We start from the raw sequence: 14967 nt of genomic DNA, 5'->3' as shown, positions 1-14967 counted from the left end.
ACCCGCCCCGGGCGTCAGAGGCCTACATCGGCGCTCTCGAGCAGGGCGACGGCGTCGGGCTGGCCCTCGAACGTGACCAGCGCCTGCCGCCGTCGCCCGTGGGCGTGGAGCAGCAGTTCGCCCGGATCGCCGACGATGGCCACCGACACCGGTGCGCGCTTGGCGACGTGCCTCGGTCCGTCGGGCCTCACCAGCACGATGCCGAGATCCACCCCGCGGTAGAGGATGGCCGCCCGCTTGACGAGTTCCTCCCACAGCGCGTCGGCGTAGTCCTCGTCGAGCGCCCTCGGCGCCCAGCGCGTCGTGGCCCGGCGGACGTCCTCGGTGTGCACGAAGTACTCGATGAGGTTGGTGCTCGTGTCGATCGAACCGATGCGCATGGGTGACAGCGCGGGTGGGCCGGCCAGGAACCGGTTCACCAGGGCCTCGTATCCCGCCGGGGACGCCGCACGCTCGGCCGTCTCCCCGATGGCGCGCTCCGTCACGGGTGCCAGTCTCCGGATGACCATCCCGAGACTGAACACGGGTCTGTGCTCCCGCAGGTACAGGTGAGCGGCCAGGTCGCGCGTCTGCCACCCCTCGCACAGTGTGGGGGCGTCGGGGCCGGCTGCCAGGAGCGTCTCGGCCAGGACCTCGCGGGACGGGGTTACGAAGTGCATCACAGCTGAAAATAGCACGCTGCACCCAGGCGGGGGCAGGTGAGGGGGCACGCCCCCGGGACCGCACTAGAATCAGGGGTGATGCCTCCCTCCACTCCTGCCCTGCCCTCGTCCGGAACGTCCCCTGCCGGGCCGCCCGACCAGGAGCGCCGGGCCCTCGACCCTGCCATCGCCGAAGCCCTCAAGAAGGACGACGCGGGCCTCGTCGCCGCCGTCGTGCAGCAGTACGACACGCAGGAGGTGCTCATGCTCGGCTGGATGGACGAGGAGGCCCTCCGACGCACCCTGACGAGCGGCCGCGTGACCTTCTACTCACGCTCCCGCGCGGAGTACTGGCGCAAGGGCGACACCTCCGGCCACCGCCAGTGGGTCAAGGGCGTAGCCCTCGACTGCGACGGCGATGCCCTCCTGGTCACCGTCGACCAGGAAGGCGCCGCGTGCCATACCGGCACGAGAACCTGCTTCGACGGGCGTGCGCTCCCCGCCGTGACCGCCGACCGTCCCGAACCCGAAGGATCCTGACCCCATGCAGCAGCTGGGCACCATCAGCCCCACCCTCGAGGAGTTCCGCGCGCTGGCGAAGGGCCGCCGCGTGGTTCCCGTGCACCTGAAGGTGCTCGCGGACGCACACACGCCCATCGGCATCTACCGCAAGCTCGCCGCCGGGCAGCCCGGGACGTTCCTCATGGAATCGGCGGCGGTCGGCGGCGTGTGGTCGCGCTACTCCTTCATCGGCTCCCACTCCCGCGCCACGCTCACCACCCGCGACGGCGAGGCGCACTGGCTCGGCGAACCGCCGGCGGGTGTCCCGGTGGGCGGAGACCCGGTCGAGGCCCTCCGCCTCACCGTCGAGGCGCTGCGCACCGAACGGTTCGAGGACCTTCCCCCCTTCACCTCCGGGATGGTCGGGTTCGTGGGCTGGGAAGCGGTCCGGCACTGGGAACGGCTCACGAGCCCACCCGAGGACGACCTGCTGCTGCCCGAGCTCGCGATGTGCCTCGTCTCCGACCTGGCCATCCACGACAATTCGGAGGGCTCCCTCACGCTCGTCGCCAACGCCGTCAACTTCGACGGCACCGACGAGCGGGTCGACGAGGCCTGGCAGGACGCCGTCGCCCGCATCCGTGCGATGCTCGCGAAGCTGGTCGCGCCCGCCGAACTGGCCGTATCGGTGATGGCCGCCGACGCGCCGACGGCCGAGCGCTCGATGGACCGGGTCCGTGAGTCCTGGTTCGAACCCGACTACCTGCGGGCGATCGAGCGCGGCAAGCGGGCGATCGTGGACGGCGACGTCTTCCAGGTGGTCATCAGCCGCCGGTTCGAGATCGAGTGCGACGCCTCCGCCCTCGACGTGTACCGGATTCTGCGCACCACCAACCCGAGCCCCTACATGTACCTCTTCAGCCTCGAGGACGCCGACGGCCGGGGCTACTCGATCGTGGGCAGCTCACCCGAGGCCCTCGTGACGGTGACGGGCGACGAGGTCATCACGCACCCGATCGCGGGATCGCGCCCACGCGGCAGGACCACCGAGGAGGACCGCGACCTCGCCGTCGAACTCCGCGCGGACACCAAGGAGAAGGCCGAGCACCTCATGCTCGTGGACCTGGCCCGCAACGACCTCTCGAAGGTCTGCCTCCCGGGCAGCGTCGACGTCACCCAGTTCATGGAGGTGGAGAAGTTCAGCCACATCATGCACCTCGTATCCACGGTGGTCGGCCGGCTCTCTCCCTCGAAGACCGCGTACGACGTCCTCGCCGCGACGTTCCCCGCCGGGACCCTGTCCGGCGCCCCGAAGCCCCGCGCCCTGCGGCTCATCGACGAGGTGGAACCGCACCGGCGGGGGATCTACGGCGGCGTGGTCGGGTACCTGGACTTCGCCGGGGACATGGACATGGCCATCGCCATCCGCTCGGCCCTGCTGCGCGACGGCAAGGCGTACGTGCAGTCGGGCGGCGGGATCGTGGCGGACTCCGTCCTCGAGGCGGAGGCCCTCGAGACGGTCAACAAGGCCGCGGCGCCACTCCGGGCGGCGCTGACCGCGGCCGGACTGCGGCCCGCGACGGCGGACGTGCCGTGAGCGCCGACCGTCCCGCCCCCGACCGTCCGGCCCCCGGCCGGCTCACCCGGCGCGGCGTCGTGGTCCTCGGGATCGTGGTCCTCGCGCTGGTCGCCTTCGGATCGACCACCCAGACCTGGCTCACCGTGCGGCTGCCGCAGGACGCCGTCCAGACACCGGACCTCACCATCCCCGGCAGCGACGCCTCCACGCCCGTCACGGCGTTCGCGCTCGTGGCCCTCGCCGCGGCCCTCGCCGTGTCGATCGCAGGGCGCGTGGCCCGGTGGATCATCGCGGTCATCCTCGTGCTGTCCGGCGTCGGCATCGTGCTGTCGGCCGCCGCGGTCGCCCTCGATCCGTCCGGCGCGGCCGAGCCGGCCATCGGCACGGCGATCGGGATCAGCGGCCCGGCGGGCGCCGAGGCGACCGCCACGGCGCTGCCCTGGCTCGCCGTGGCAGCCGGCGTCCTGCTGGTCCTCGCGGCGCCGTGGGTGCTCCTGGCCGGCCGGACCTGGGGCGTGAACCGGCGGTACGACGCCGGCGCTGCCCGGGGCGTCCGCGCCCCGGCGGGCGGCCTCCAGCCCGGCGCGCCTGCGCCGTCGACCGGTGACGTGGCTCCCGGCGTCGTCCCGCCGGTCGGGACGGATCTCGGCGTCACCACGGACCCGGGAACGGGCGGCTCCCACCCCGCCGCGGCCGACGCCGGCACGCCCGGCCGGTCCGGCGCAGGTGCCGGACCCGCGGAAGCCGATGGGGCGTCCGGCAAGCCGGAGCAACCGGAGCCGAGCGGGCAGTCCCCGCGGAGCAGCCGCGCGAACACCCATGCGGACGAGATCGACAGCTGGGACGAGCTCTCCCGCGGGAACGATCCGACGGGCTGACCGACGGCTCCTTCCAGGCCGCTCGACGCACGGCCCACCCGCACCACACGCCTGCCCCGCCCAGGCATCGCCCCACCCGTCGTGCCGACCGCCGTCGCCCGGCCGCGGCCGACGGCCCACCGCCTCCGTTCCGCCGCGACGACCCATCGATGGCAGAATGGAACGAGACCCGTTCGAAGGAGATTTCCCATGGCATCCGAGACCCGCGCCGCCGCGACGCGCAACACCCCCGCGAACCACGCCCAGATGGGCGACGAGACGATCGGTCACGGCAACAGCCCCGCCGCCTGGACCTGCGTGCTCATCATGCTGGTCGGCGCCGCCGTGGCCTCCTTCGCCTACATCCTGGCCAGCACGGAGGGCAACAAGGACTTCGGCACGCTGCTGTTCTGGGCAGGCATCGGGGTCATGTTCATCGGCCTGATCGTCGGCTTCATCCTGCGCAAGATCGGCTACGGCGTGGGTGGATCCAAGCTCAAGAACAACGGCCACTAGATGACGGTCCTCGACGACATCATCGAGGGCGTCCGGGAGGACCTCGCGGAGCGCCGCCGTGCGCGTCCCCTCGAGGACGTCCGCGCTGCCGCCCTCGCGGCGTCCGCCCCGCTCGACGCGTTCGCGGCCCTCGGCGCAGGGCGCCCCGGGACGATGGCCGTCATCGCCGAGGTCAAGCGCAGCAGCCCGTCCAAGGGTGCGCTGGCCGACATCGCCGACCCGGCGGCCCTCGCCGCGTCCTACGAACGCGGCGGCGCGGCAGTCATCTCCGTGCTGACCGAGGAACGGCGCTTCGGCGGGTCCCTCGCCGACCTCGACGCCGTCCGTGCGGCAGTGGGCCTGCCCGTCCTCCGCAAGGACTTCACCATCGACGAGTACCAGATCTGGGAGGCACGCGCCCACGGCGCCGACGTCGTCCTCCTGATCGTCGCGGCGCTCACAGACGAGAAACTCGCCTCGTTCCTCGGCCTGACGCACCGGCTCGGTATGACCGCGATCGTCGAGACGCACACCGAGGAGGAGGTCCGCCGCGCCGTTGCCGCGAAAGCCTCCATCATCGGCGTCAACGTCCGCAACCTGAAGACCCTCGAGATCGACCGGGACGTCTTCGGCCGGCTCGCACACCTCATCCCGTCCGGCACCGTCGTCATCGCCGAATCGGGGGTGCGGGATGCCGACGACGTCGCAGGCTACGCCGCGAGCGGCGCGCACGCCGTCCTCGTGGGGGAGGCACTCGTCCGCCACAGCGACCCAGCCACCACGATCGGGGCGTTCCGGCGGGCAGACCGCACGGTCGGGACCCCGGGCGTGACCGCACGCGCCTGACACGTTACTCCTGCGCGGCCCTGCGGGTCGGCGCAGCGACAGCACGAAGGACCGGTCGCCGCCGGTCCGCGAGGGATCCGGACGGCACCGTCGCCCGGACCAGGACCAACAGGACAGGAACTCCGCCATGACCGACATGCACCAGGACGCGGGCCGCCCCGGCACGGACGCCGGAGCAGCGGACACCATCGACGCCGGAACGGCCGAGGCGTTCCTCAGCCACGACGAGAGCCTCCGCCACGCCCCCGGTCCCTACTTCGGGTCGTACGGCGGCCGCTGGATGCCCGAATCGCTGATCGCCGCGCTCGACGAACTGCAGGACACGTTCGAGAAGGCGAAGGCCGATCCCGAGTTCACCGCGCAGGTCACCGAGCTCAACAGGAACTACGCCGGCCGGCCGTCCCTCCTCACCGAGGCGCAGCGCTTCGCCGAGCACTGCGGCGGGGTCCGCGTGTTCCTCAAGCGCGAGGACCTCAACCACACGGGTTCCCACAAGATCAACAACGTCCTCGGCCAGGCCCTGATCGCCAAGCGCATGGGCAAGACCCGCGTCATCGCCGAGACGGGCGCCGGCCAGCACGGCGTCGCCAGCGCGACGGCGGCGGCCCTCCTCGGCCTCGAGTGCGTCGTCTACATGGGCGCCGAGGACACGCGCCGCCAGGCGCTCAACGTCGCCCGCATGCAGCTGCTCGGCGCGACGGTCATCCCCGTCACCAACGGCTCGCAGACCCTGAAGGACGCCATCAACGACGCCCTCCGCGACTGGGTCGCCAATGTGGAGACCACGCACTACCTCCTCGGCACGGCCGCGGGCGCGCACCCGTTCCCGGCGATGGTCCGCTACTTCCACGAGGTCATCGGCGAGGAAGCGCGCGAGCAGATCCTCGAGCAGGCGGGCAGGCTGCCCGACGCCGTGTGCGCCTGCGTCGGCGGCGGCTCCAACGCCATCGGCATGTTCCACGGCTTCCTCGACGACCGCGAGGTCGCCCTCTACGGCTTCGAGGCCGGTGGCGACGGCGTCGAGACCGGCCGCCACGCGGCGACGATCACCCTCGGGCGCCCCGGTGTGCTCCACGGGGCACGCTCCTACCTGATGCAGGACGAGGACGGCCAGACGATGGAGTCGCACTCCATCTCCGCAGGTCTCGACTACCCGGGTGTCGGCCCCGAGCACGCCTACCTCGCCGACATCGGACGGGCGAACTACGAGCCCATCACCGACGCGGAGGCCATGGAGGCGTTCAAGCTCCTCAGCCGGACCGAGGGCATCATCCCCGCCATCGAGACCGCGCACGCCCTCGCCGGCGCCATGAAGGTCGGCCGGCGCCTCGCCGCCGACCTCGCGCCGGGGGAGCAGCCGTCGGACAGGATCATCGTCGTGAACCTCTCGGGGCGCGGCGACAAGGACGTGGCGACCGCCGCGGGCTACTTCGACCTGCTCCCGGACGACAGTGCCGAGCAGGAGATCGCCCAGGAGGGTGAGCAGCTGTGACACCGGATTCCACGACCACGTCCACCGGAGGACCGTCCACCGCCGGGGGCTCTAAGGCCGCGGCCGCCATCGAGAAGGCACGGAGCGAGGGCCGGACGGCGCTCATCGGCTACCTGCCCGCCGGCTTCCCCGACGTCCGGACCACCATCGACGCGGGCATCGCCATGGCGCGGAACGGCGTGGACCTCATCGAGATCGGCATCCCCTACTCCGATCCAGTGATGGACGGGCACGTGATCCAGGAAGCGACGGTCGAGGCGCTGGCGAACGGTTTCACCGTGCCCCGGATCTTCGACGTCGTCGAAGGGATCACGCGCGAGACGGATGCCGCGGTCCTCGTCATGACCTACTGGAACCCGGTGATGCGCATGGGCGTGCGGGCCTTCTCGGAGCGCCTGGCCGCCGCCGGTGGCGCCGGTCTCATCACGCCCGACCTCATCCCCGACGAGGCGTCCGAGTGGCTCGCGGTGTCCGAGGAGCTCGGCCTCGACCGCGTGTTCCTCGTGGCACCGTCCACATCACCGCAGCGCATGCAGAACACCGTCGACGCGAGCAGGGGCTTCGTCTATGCCGTATCGGTGATGGGTGTCACCGGCGCCCGGACCTCCGTCGGTGCCGCGGCCCGGGCCGTCGTCGATGCCGCCCACGCGGCCGGCGCGGAACGCGTCTGCGTCGGCCTCGGCGTCTCCTCGTCGGCCCAGGTGCGGGAGATCGGCGCGTACGCCGACGGCGTCATCGTCGGGACGGCCCTCGTGGCCGCGCTGCGCGACGGCGGCGTGGACGCGGTCGCCGACCTCTCCCGCGAACTCAGCACCGGCACGTCGAAGGTCCCGGCATGATCGCCGCGACCGCGACCCGCCTTGCAGCGTCGATCCCCAGCCCCCCGGCCGAGTGGGCGAGCTTCGGTCTCGGCCCCCTGACGATCCACGCCTACGCGCTGTGCATCCTGGCCGGCATCATCCTCGCGCTCATCCTCACGCAGAAGCGCTTCGTCTCCTTCGGCGGGCACGCGGACGCCGTCTGGGACATCGCCATCTGGGCCATCCCGTTCGGCATCGTCGGCGGGCGGCTCTACCATGTGTTCTCCTCGCCGGACGCCTACTTCGGGCCGGAGGGCGACCTCGCCCGGATCCCGCAGATCTGGCAGGGCGGCCTCGGTATCTGGGGCGCCATCGCCGTCGGCGCCGTCGGCGCGTGGATCGGCGCGCGGCGCGCGGGCGTGAAGCTCTCCGCCTTCGCCGACGCGGCAGCACCCGGTGTCCTGCTCGCGCAGGCCGTCGGACGGCTCGGCAACTGGTTCAACCAGGAGCTCTTCGGAGCGCCCACCACGCTCCCCTGGGGCCTGGAGATCGACGCCGACAACGTGAATTTCCCGCCCGACCAGGCACCCGGCACGCTGTTCCACCCGACGTTCCTCTACGAGCTCCTGTGGAACCTCGCCGGCGTGGCACTCCTGCTCCTGCTCGCCCGCAGGTTCCGCCTCCGCGGCGGGCGCATGTTCTGGCTCTATGCGGCCTACTACACGCTCGGACGCGTGTGGATCGAGACGCTCCGCATCGACGACGCCGAGATGGTCACCCTCTTCGGCGTCACCCAGCGGCTCAACGTCTGGACGAGCATCGCCGTCTTCCTCGTGTCGCTGGCAGTCCTCGTCTACCTCTCGGTCCGGCGCGGCGCCGACGACGCGCCGTCGGTCTACCTGCCCGGGCGCGAGCCGAAGGGCACGGGCGACGGTACGGGCGACGGTACGGGCGACGGTACGGGCGACGGCGCGGACGACGCCCCGGGTACCGGCGCAGTACCGGGCACCGGCGCCGACAACGCCGGGACGGCGGGAGACCGCGCGGAGGCGCGGGGGACCGGTGACGATCGGGCAGCCGACGACACCGGGCGCCCCGCGGGTGCCGTGCCGCAGGAGGCTTCCGGGGACGGCGCCGACGGCCCGTCCGAGGGCGCGCACGACGCCTCGCCGGAACGCTCCGGGGCGGCCGGCAGCGGGTCGCAGGCCGCCTCCGATAACGCTTCGGCCACAGGTGGCCACGTGTCGGACACGGCGCGGAGGGCGCGGAATGACCGTGGTAACCTTTCCGAAACAACGGCTCCCGAGTAACGTCCCGCGTTCCTCAGGGCCCCGCGCGAGCGGAGCCGCGGGATTAGGTCCCCGCAAGCAGTCCCCGGGCCACCGCCCTCCAAGGACGCAACACCACACAGTTGTGGACTATCGGTGCGACGGCCGGATCACCTTCCTGTCCGTACCGAACCGACCCGTCCGGCGCAGGACGAGTACTGCGACCGCCCGCCAAGAACGCCGGGCGATGCCGGCGCAGGCGGGTAGATGAACCAATAGACGGTGGCCGCTCCTAGCGGCGCCCGCGGGGCCAAGGCTGTCCCCTCCCGACGCTCCATCAAGGGGGAAGGATCCTTATCTGATGACTGCTGCAACGCCAGAGACCTCAACCGGGACGCATCCCGCAACGACGTCGACCACCGACGGGCCCGTGGAGTCACCCTTCACACGATTCGCCTCCATCCCCGAGGCCACGGGTCTCTACGACCCGGAGAACGAGAAGGACGCGTGCGGCCTCGCCGTCATCGCGACCCTGCGCGGCGAGCCCGGGCACGACATCGTCGATGCCGCGTTGACCGCGCTGCGCAACCTCGAGCACCGCGGCGCCGTGGGTGCCGACGAAGGCACCGGCGACGGCGCCGGCCTGCTCACCCAGATCCCCGACGAGTTCTTCCGCGCCGTCGTCGACTTCCCGCTCCCTGCGGCAGGCTCGTACGTCGTCGGCACCGCGTTCCTCCCCGCCGAGGCGAAGGAGGAGGAGACGGCCCGTGCCGGCCTCGAGTCGATCGCCGAAGCCGAGGGCCTCGACGTCCTCGGCTGGCGCGTCGTGCCCATCGTGGCGGACCTCGTCGGCGCGATGGCCCGCGCGTGCATGCCGCACTTCGTGCAGCTCTTCCTGGCGCCCGCGGACGGCGCCGTTCCGGACCTCGACGCCCGGGCCTTCCGCGTCCGCAAGCGCGCGCAGAACAAGTTCGGGGTGTACTTCCCCTCGCTGTCCTCGAAGACGATCGTCTACAAGGGCATGCTGACCACGGCGCAGCTCGAGCCGTTCTACCCGGACCTCTCGGACGAGCGGTTCAAGACGCGGCTCGGGATCGTGCACTCGCGCTTCTCGACGAACACGTTCCCGTCGTGGCCCCTCGCGCAGCCGTTCCGGACGATCGCGCACAACGGCGAGATCAACACGGTGAAGGGGAACCGCAACTGGATGCGGGCCCGGCAGTCGCAGCTGTCCAACCGGCTGCTCGGCGACTCCCCGGAGGAGCTCTACCCCATCTGCACGCCGGGCGCCTCGGACTCCGCGTCGTTCGACGAGGTGGCCGAGCTCCTGACCCTCTCCGGGCGTCCCATCACGCACTCGATCATGATGATGATCCCCGAGGCGTGGGAGAACCACGCCACCATGGATCCCGCCCGCCGCGCCTTCTACCAGTACCACTCCATGCTCATGGAGCCCTGGGACGGACCGGCAGCCGTGTCCTTCACGGACGGCAGGCTCGTCGGTGCCGTCCTCGACCGCAACGGCCTGCGCCCCGCCCGGTACTGGGTCACCGAGGACGGGCTCGTGATCCTCGCCTCCGAGGTGGGCGTGCTCGACGTCGACCCCTCCCGGGTGGTCCGCAAGGGTCGCGTCTCCCCGGGCAAGATGTTCCTCGTCGACACCGAGGAGGGCCGGCTCATCGAGGACCAGGAGATCAAGGCCGAGGTCGCCGCCGCGAACCCGTGGGGCGAGTGGGTCCGGGAGAACCTGATCCAGCTCGAGGATCTCCCGGAGCGCGAGCACGTCATCCACACCAAGGCCTCGATCAACCGCCGCCAGCGCACCTTCGGGTACACGCAGGAGGAGCTGCGCATCCTCCTCGGCCCCATGGCGAAGAACGGCGCGGAGCCCCTCGGCGCCATGGGCTCGGACACCCCCATCGCGGTGCTCTCGAAGCGCCCGCGCCTGCTCTTCGACTACTTCGTGCAGTCCTTCGCGCAGGTCACCAACCCGCCGCTCGACTCGATCCGCGAGGAACTCGTCACGTCGATGGGCGTCACCATCGGACCCGACGGCAACCTCCTCTCCACCGGTCAGGTGCGCTCCAAGCAGATCGCCCTCAAGTTCCCCGTCATCACCAATGACGAGCTCGCGAAGATCGCCAACCTCGAGACCGACGACGGCGACCGGCTGACGGTCCGCGTCCGCGGCCTCTACCGGCACGACGGCGGGGAGGCCGCCCTGCGCGCGCGCCTCGCGGAGATCTGCGAGCAGGTCTCCAGCGCCCTGAACCGCGGCGTCGAGTACGTGGTGCTCTCCGACCGCGATTCGAACGCGCAGTGGGCCCCCATCCCGTCGCTCCTGCTCACCAGCGCCGTGCACCACCACCTGCTGCGCAGCGCCAACCGCACCAAGACCTCGCTCGTGGTCGAGGCCGGCGACGTCCGCGAGGTCCACCACGTCGCCGTGCTGATCGGCTACGGAGCCTCCGCGGTCAACCCCTACCTGGCGATGGAGAGCTGCGAGGAACTCGTCCGCAACGGCGACATCACCGGCGTCACCGCCGAGGCCGCCGTCGCGCACCTCATCAAGGGCCTCGGCAAGGGCGTCCTGAAGATCATGTCCAAGATGGGCATCTCCACGGTCAGCTCCTACTGCGGCGCCCAGACCTTCGAGGCGCTCGGGCTGGCGCAGGAGCTCGTCGACGAGTACTTCCACGGCACGCAGACCCAGCTGGGCGGCGTCGGGCTCGACGTCGTCGCGGCCGAGACCGCCGCACGCCACGAGAGCGCATACCCGCAGGACGGCATCGAGGACCCGCACCGCGGCCTCGACAACGGCGGCGAGTACCAGTGGCGCCGCGAGGGCCCGCCCCACCTGTTCAACCCCGAGACCGTGTTCCGGCTGCAGCACGCCACGCGCGAACGCCGCTACGACATCTTCAAGGCGTACACGCGGGGCGTGGACGACCAGTCAAAGGACCTCATGACCCTCCGCGGGCTCCTGAAGTTCCGCGGCGACGTCCGCGAGCCCCTCTCGATCGACGAGGTGGAGCCCGTCTCCGCCGTCGTCAAACGGTTCTCCACGGGCGCCATGAGCTACGGCTCCATCTCCCAGGAAGCCCACGAGACGCTCGCAATCGCGATGAACCGGCTCGGCGGCAAGTCCAACACGGGGGAGGGCGGCGAGGACGTCGAGCGCCTGCTGGACCCCGAGCGCCGCTCCGCGATCAAGCAGGTGGCCTCCGGGCGGTTCGGCGTGACGAGCCTCTACCTGACCAACGCGGACGACATCCAGATCAAGATGGCGCAGGGGGCGAAGCCCGGCGAGGGCGGCCAGCTCATGAGCCAGAAGGTCTACCCGTGGATCGCCCGCACGCGGCACTCCACGCCCGGTGTCGCCCTCATCTCGCCGCCGCCGCACCACGACATCTACTCCATCGAGGATCTCGCCCAGCTCATCTACGACCTCAAGCGGTCGAACCCGAGCGCGCGCGTCCACGTGAAGCTCGTGTCCGAGGTGGGCATCGGCACGGTCGCCGCGGGTGTCACGAAGGCCAAGGCCGACGTCGTCCTGGTGTCCGGGCACGACGGCGGCACGGGCGCGAGCCCGCTCAACTCGCTCAAGCACGCGGGCATCCCGTGGGAGCTCGGGCTCGCCGAGACGCAGCAGACGCTCATGCTCAACGGTCTGCGCGACCGCGTGGTCGTGCAGGTGGACGGGCAGCTCAAGACCGGGCGCGACGTCGTCATCGCCGCCCTGCTCGGCGGCGAGGAGTTCGGCTTCGCGACGGCGCCGCTCGTGGTGTCCGGCTGCATCATGATGCGGGTGTGCCACCTCGACACCTGCCCGGTGGGCGTCGCGACGCAGAACCCTGAACTGCGGAGCCGCTTCACGGGCAAGCCGGAGTTCGTGGTCAACTTCTTCGAGTTCATCGCCGAGGAGGTCCGCGAGATCCTGGCGGAGCTCGGCTTCCGGACCCTGGAGGAGGCCATCGGCCACAGCGAGCTGCTCGACTCCCGCGAGGCGATCGAGCACTGGAAGGCCGACGGCCTGGACCTGGACCCCATCCTGCGCGGCAACGAGTTCGACTCCGGCGAGCCGATGCGGAATATGCTGCCGCAGAACCACGAACTGGACCAGCACTTCGACAACAAGCTCATCGAGATGAGCGCCGACGCGCTGCACCACCGCTCGCCGGTCCGCATCTCGCTCGACGTCGTCAACACCGACCGCTCCGTCGGCACGATGCTCGGCCACGAGGTGACGCGGACGTTCGGGCTGGACACCCTCGGCAGGAACACCATCGACGTGACCCTCACCGGCCAGGCGGGGCAGTCGCTGGGCGCCTTCCTGCCCGCCGGTGTCACGCTGCGGCTGTTCGGCGACTCCAACGACTACGTCGGCAAGGGCCTGTCCGGCGGACGCATCATCGTCCGCCCGGACCGCGCGAACGCCTTCCACGCCGAGCACAACGTCATCGCCGGCAACGTCATCGGCTACGGCGCCACGAGCGGCGAGATGTTCCTGCGCGGCCAGGTGGGGGAGCGGTTCCTCGTCCGGAACTCGGGCGCCACCGCGGTGGCGGAGGGCATCGGCGACCACGGCTGCGAGTACATGACGGGCGGGCAGGCGCTGATCCTCGGCCGCACCGGACGCAACTTCGGTGCGGGTATGTCCGGGGGGACGGCCTTCGTGCTCGACCTCGACCGCGCCCGCGTCAATCGGCAGAGCCTCGAGAACGGGGAGCTCCTGCTGGTCGACCTCGACGCCGAGGACATCGAGATCGTCCGGCAGCTGCTGATCCGCCATGTCGAGGAGACCGAGTCGGCCCTCGCGGAGACCCTGCTCACGTCCTTCGACGACACCGTCACCCGATTCACGAAAGTCCTGCCGCGCGACTACGCCGCCGTGCTGGACGCCCGTGCCACCGCCGCAGAACAGGGACTCGATCCTGACGGCGAAGAGGCATGGACCAAGATCCTGGAGGTAACCGGTGGCTGACCCACGCGGATTTCTGAAGGTGCGCGAGCGCCAGACCCAGCCGCGCCGTCCCGTGCCGGTCCGCATCATGGACTGGCAGGAGGTGTACGAGGCGCAGGAGAAGGGCGTCCTGAAGGCGCAGGCGGGCCGCTGCATGGATTGCGGCATCCCGTTCTGCCACCAGGGCTGCCCGCTCGGCAACCTCATCCCGGAATGGAACGACCTCACGTTCCGCGACAAGGGCCGGGAGGCGATCGAGCGGCTGCACGCGACGAACAACTTCCCGGAGTTCACGGGCCGGCTCTGCCCGGCGCCGTGCGAGTCGTCCTGCGTGCTCGGCATCAACCAGCCGCCCGTGACGATCAAGCAGGTCGAGGTCTCCATCGCCGACCAGGCCTTCGAGGAGGGCTGGGTGGAACCGCACCCGCCGGAGCGGCTCACCGACCGCACCATCGCCGTCGTCGGCTCCGGACCCGCGGGCCTCGCGGCCGCGCAGCAGCTCACCCGCGCCGGCCACACCGTCGCGGTCTACGAGCGTGACGACCGCATCGGCGGGCTCCTGCGCTACGGCATCCCCGACTTCAAGATGGAGAAGATCCACCTCGAGCGCCGCCTCGAGCAGATGGAGGCCGAGGGCACCCGGTTCCGCACCGGCGTGGACGTCGGGAAGGACATCAGCTGGGGGCAGCTGAAGCGGCGCTACGACGCCGTCATCGTCGCCACCGGCGCCACCGTGCCGCGCGACCTGCCCATCCCGGGCCGCGACCTCGAGGGTGTCCACTTCGCGATGGACTACCTCGTGCAGGGCAACCGCGTCGTGGCCGGCGAGGCCATCGAGGACCAGATCCACGCCGAGGGCAAGCACGTCGTCATCCTCGGCGGCGGCGACACAGGTGCGGACTGCCTCGGCACCGCGCACCGGCAGAAGGCCGCGAGCGTCACGACGCTCGCCATCGGGCAGCAGCCCTCGTCCGAGCGCCGGCCGGACCAGCCCTGGCCCACGTTCCCCACGCTCTTCGACATCGCCAGCGCCCACGAGGAGGGCGGTGAGCGCCGCTACCTCGCCTCGACCGTCGAGTTCGTCGGCGACGGCGGGGTGCTGCGCGGCATCAAGGTCGCGGAGACGGAGTTCGTGGACGGCCGCCGCGTGCCCAAGGCCGGCACCGAGCGCGAGATCCCGGCAGACCTCGTCTTCCTCTCCCTCGGCTTCACGGGGGCCGAGCCCGCGGGCATCACCGAGCAGGTCCACGCCGAGTTCGACGACCGCGGGAACGTGGCACGCGACGGCTACTACATGACCAACACCCCCGGCGTGTTCTCGGCGGGCGACGCCGGCCGCGGCCAGTCGCTCATCGTGTGGGCCATCGCGGAGGGCCGCGCGTGCGCCGCGGCGGTGGACCAGTGGCTCATGGGATCGACGAGGCTGCCCGCGCCCGTGGCCCCGACCGACCGCTCCATCGCCGTCCTCTGACCGGCACCGGCACCACCCCCGGCACCACCCCTGCCACCACCACCGACATCACCC

General features: G+C 71.3%; 11 protein-coding genes. 10 read left to right on the top strand and 1 reads right to left on the bottom strand.

The window, feature by feature from the left end; translation table 11 throughout:
- Window positions 1–14: 14 nt before the first annotated feature.
- Window positions 15–659: a TIGR03085 family metal-binding protein gene (locus ACX80K_RS03335; RefSeq protein WP_459270433.1), complete on the bottom strand. Its 645-nt coding sequence runs from the start codon at window positions 657–659 to the stop codon at window positions 15–17.
- An 81-nt stretch (window positions 660–740) separates the two neighbouring features.
- Between ACX80K_RS03335 and hisI the strand changes: the two genes are divergently transcribed.
- From hisI to ACX80K_RS03285, 10 genes are all read left to right on the top strand, one after another.
- The gene (gene hisI, locus ACX80K_RS03330; RefSeq protein ID WP_459270432.1) at window positions 741–1181 is read left to right on the top strand and encodes a phosphoribosyl-AMP cyclohydrolase; all 441 of its coding nucleotides are present in this window, start codon (window positions 741–743) and stop codon (window positions 1179–1181) included.
- A gap of 4 nt (window positions 1182–1185) precedes the next feature.
- The gene (locus ACX80K_RS03325) at window positions 1186–2739 is read left to right on the top strand and encodes an anthranilate synthase component I (RefSeq protein ID WP_459270431.1); all 1554 of its coding nucleotides are present in this window, start codon (window positions 1186–1188) and stop codon (window positions 2737–2739) included.
- On the top strand, window positions 2736–3599 hold the full coding sequence (locus ACX80K_RS03320; RefSeq protein WP_459270430.1) for a Trp biosynthesis-associated membrane protein: 864 nt from the start codon (window positions 2736–2738) through the stop codon (window positions 3597–3599). The genes ACX80K_RS03325 and ACX80K_RS03320 overlap by 4 nt, the downstream gene beginning before the upstream one ends.
- 246 nt (window positions 3600–3845) lie before the next feature.
- Window positions 3846–4094, top strand: coding sequence for an HGxxPAAW family protein (locus ACX80K_RS03315; RefSeq protein ID WP_459270679.1), 249 nt, complete (start codon window positions 3846–3848; stop codon window positions 4092–4094).
- Window positions 4095–4919: an indole-3-glycerol phosphate synthase TrpC gene (gene trpC / locus ACX80K_RS03310; RefSeq protein WP_459270429.1), complete on the top strand. Its 825-nt coding sequence runs from the start codon at window positions 4095–4097 to the stop codon at window positions 4917–4919.
- Window positions 4920–5055: 136 nt separating this feature from the next.
- Window positions 5056–6411, top strand: a complete 1356-nt coding sequence (trpB, locus tag ACX80K_RS03305) for a tryptophan synthase subunit beta (RefSeq protein ID WP_459270678.1) — start codon at window positions 5056–5058, stop codon at window positions 6409–6411.
- Window positions 6408–7250: a tryptophan synthase subunit alpha gene (trpA, locus tag ACX80K_RS03300; RefSeq protein ID WP_459270428.1), complete on the top strand. Its 843-nt coding sequence runs from the start codon at window positions 6408–6410 to the stop codon at window positions 7248–7250. Before trpB ends, trpA begins: the two co-directional genes overlap by 4 nt.
- Entirely contained in the window at window positions 7247–8521 is a 1275-nt protein-coding gene (gene lgt / locus ACX80K_RS03295) for a prolipoprotein diacylglyceryl transferase (protein WP_459270427.1), read from the top strand. Before trpA ends, lgt begins: the two co-directional genes overlap by 4 nt.
- Window positions 8522–8840: 319 nt before the next feature.
- Complete coding sequence (gene gltB, locus ACX80K_RS03290; protein WP_459270426.1) at window positions 8841–13463, top strand: glutamate synthase large subunit; 4623 nt, start codon at window positions 8841–8843, stop codon at window positions 13461–13463.
- Complete coding sequence (locus ACX80K_RS03285) at window positions 13456–14913, top strand: glutamate synthase subunit beta (RefSeq protein WP_459270425.1); 1458 nt, start codon at window positions 13456–13458, stop codon at window positions 14911–14913. Before gltB ends, ACX80K_RS03285 begins: the two co-directional genes overlap by 8 nt.
- The last annotated feature ends 54 nt before the right edge of the window (window positions 14914–14967 follow it).

The organism is Arthrobacter sorbitolis (assembly GCF_054510995.1).
The sequence above is the reverse complement of the archived record's forward strand: the minus strand, read 5'-3'. Positions and strand labels throughout refer to the sequence as shown.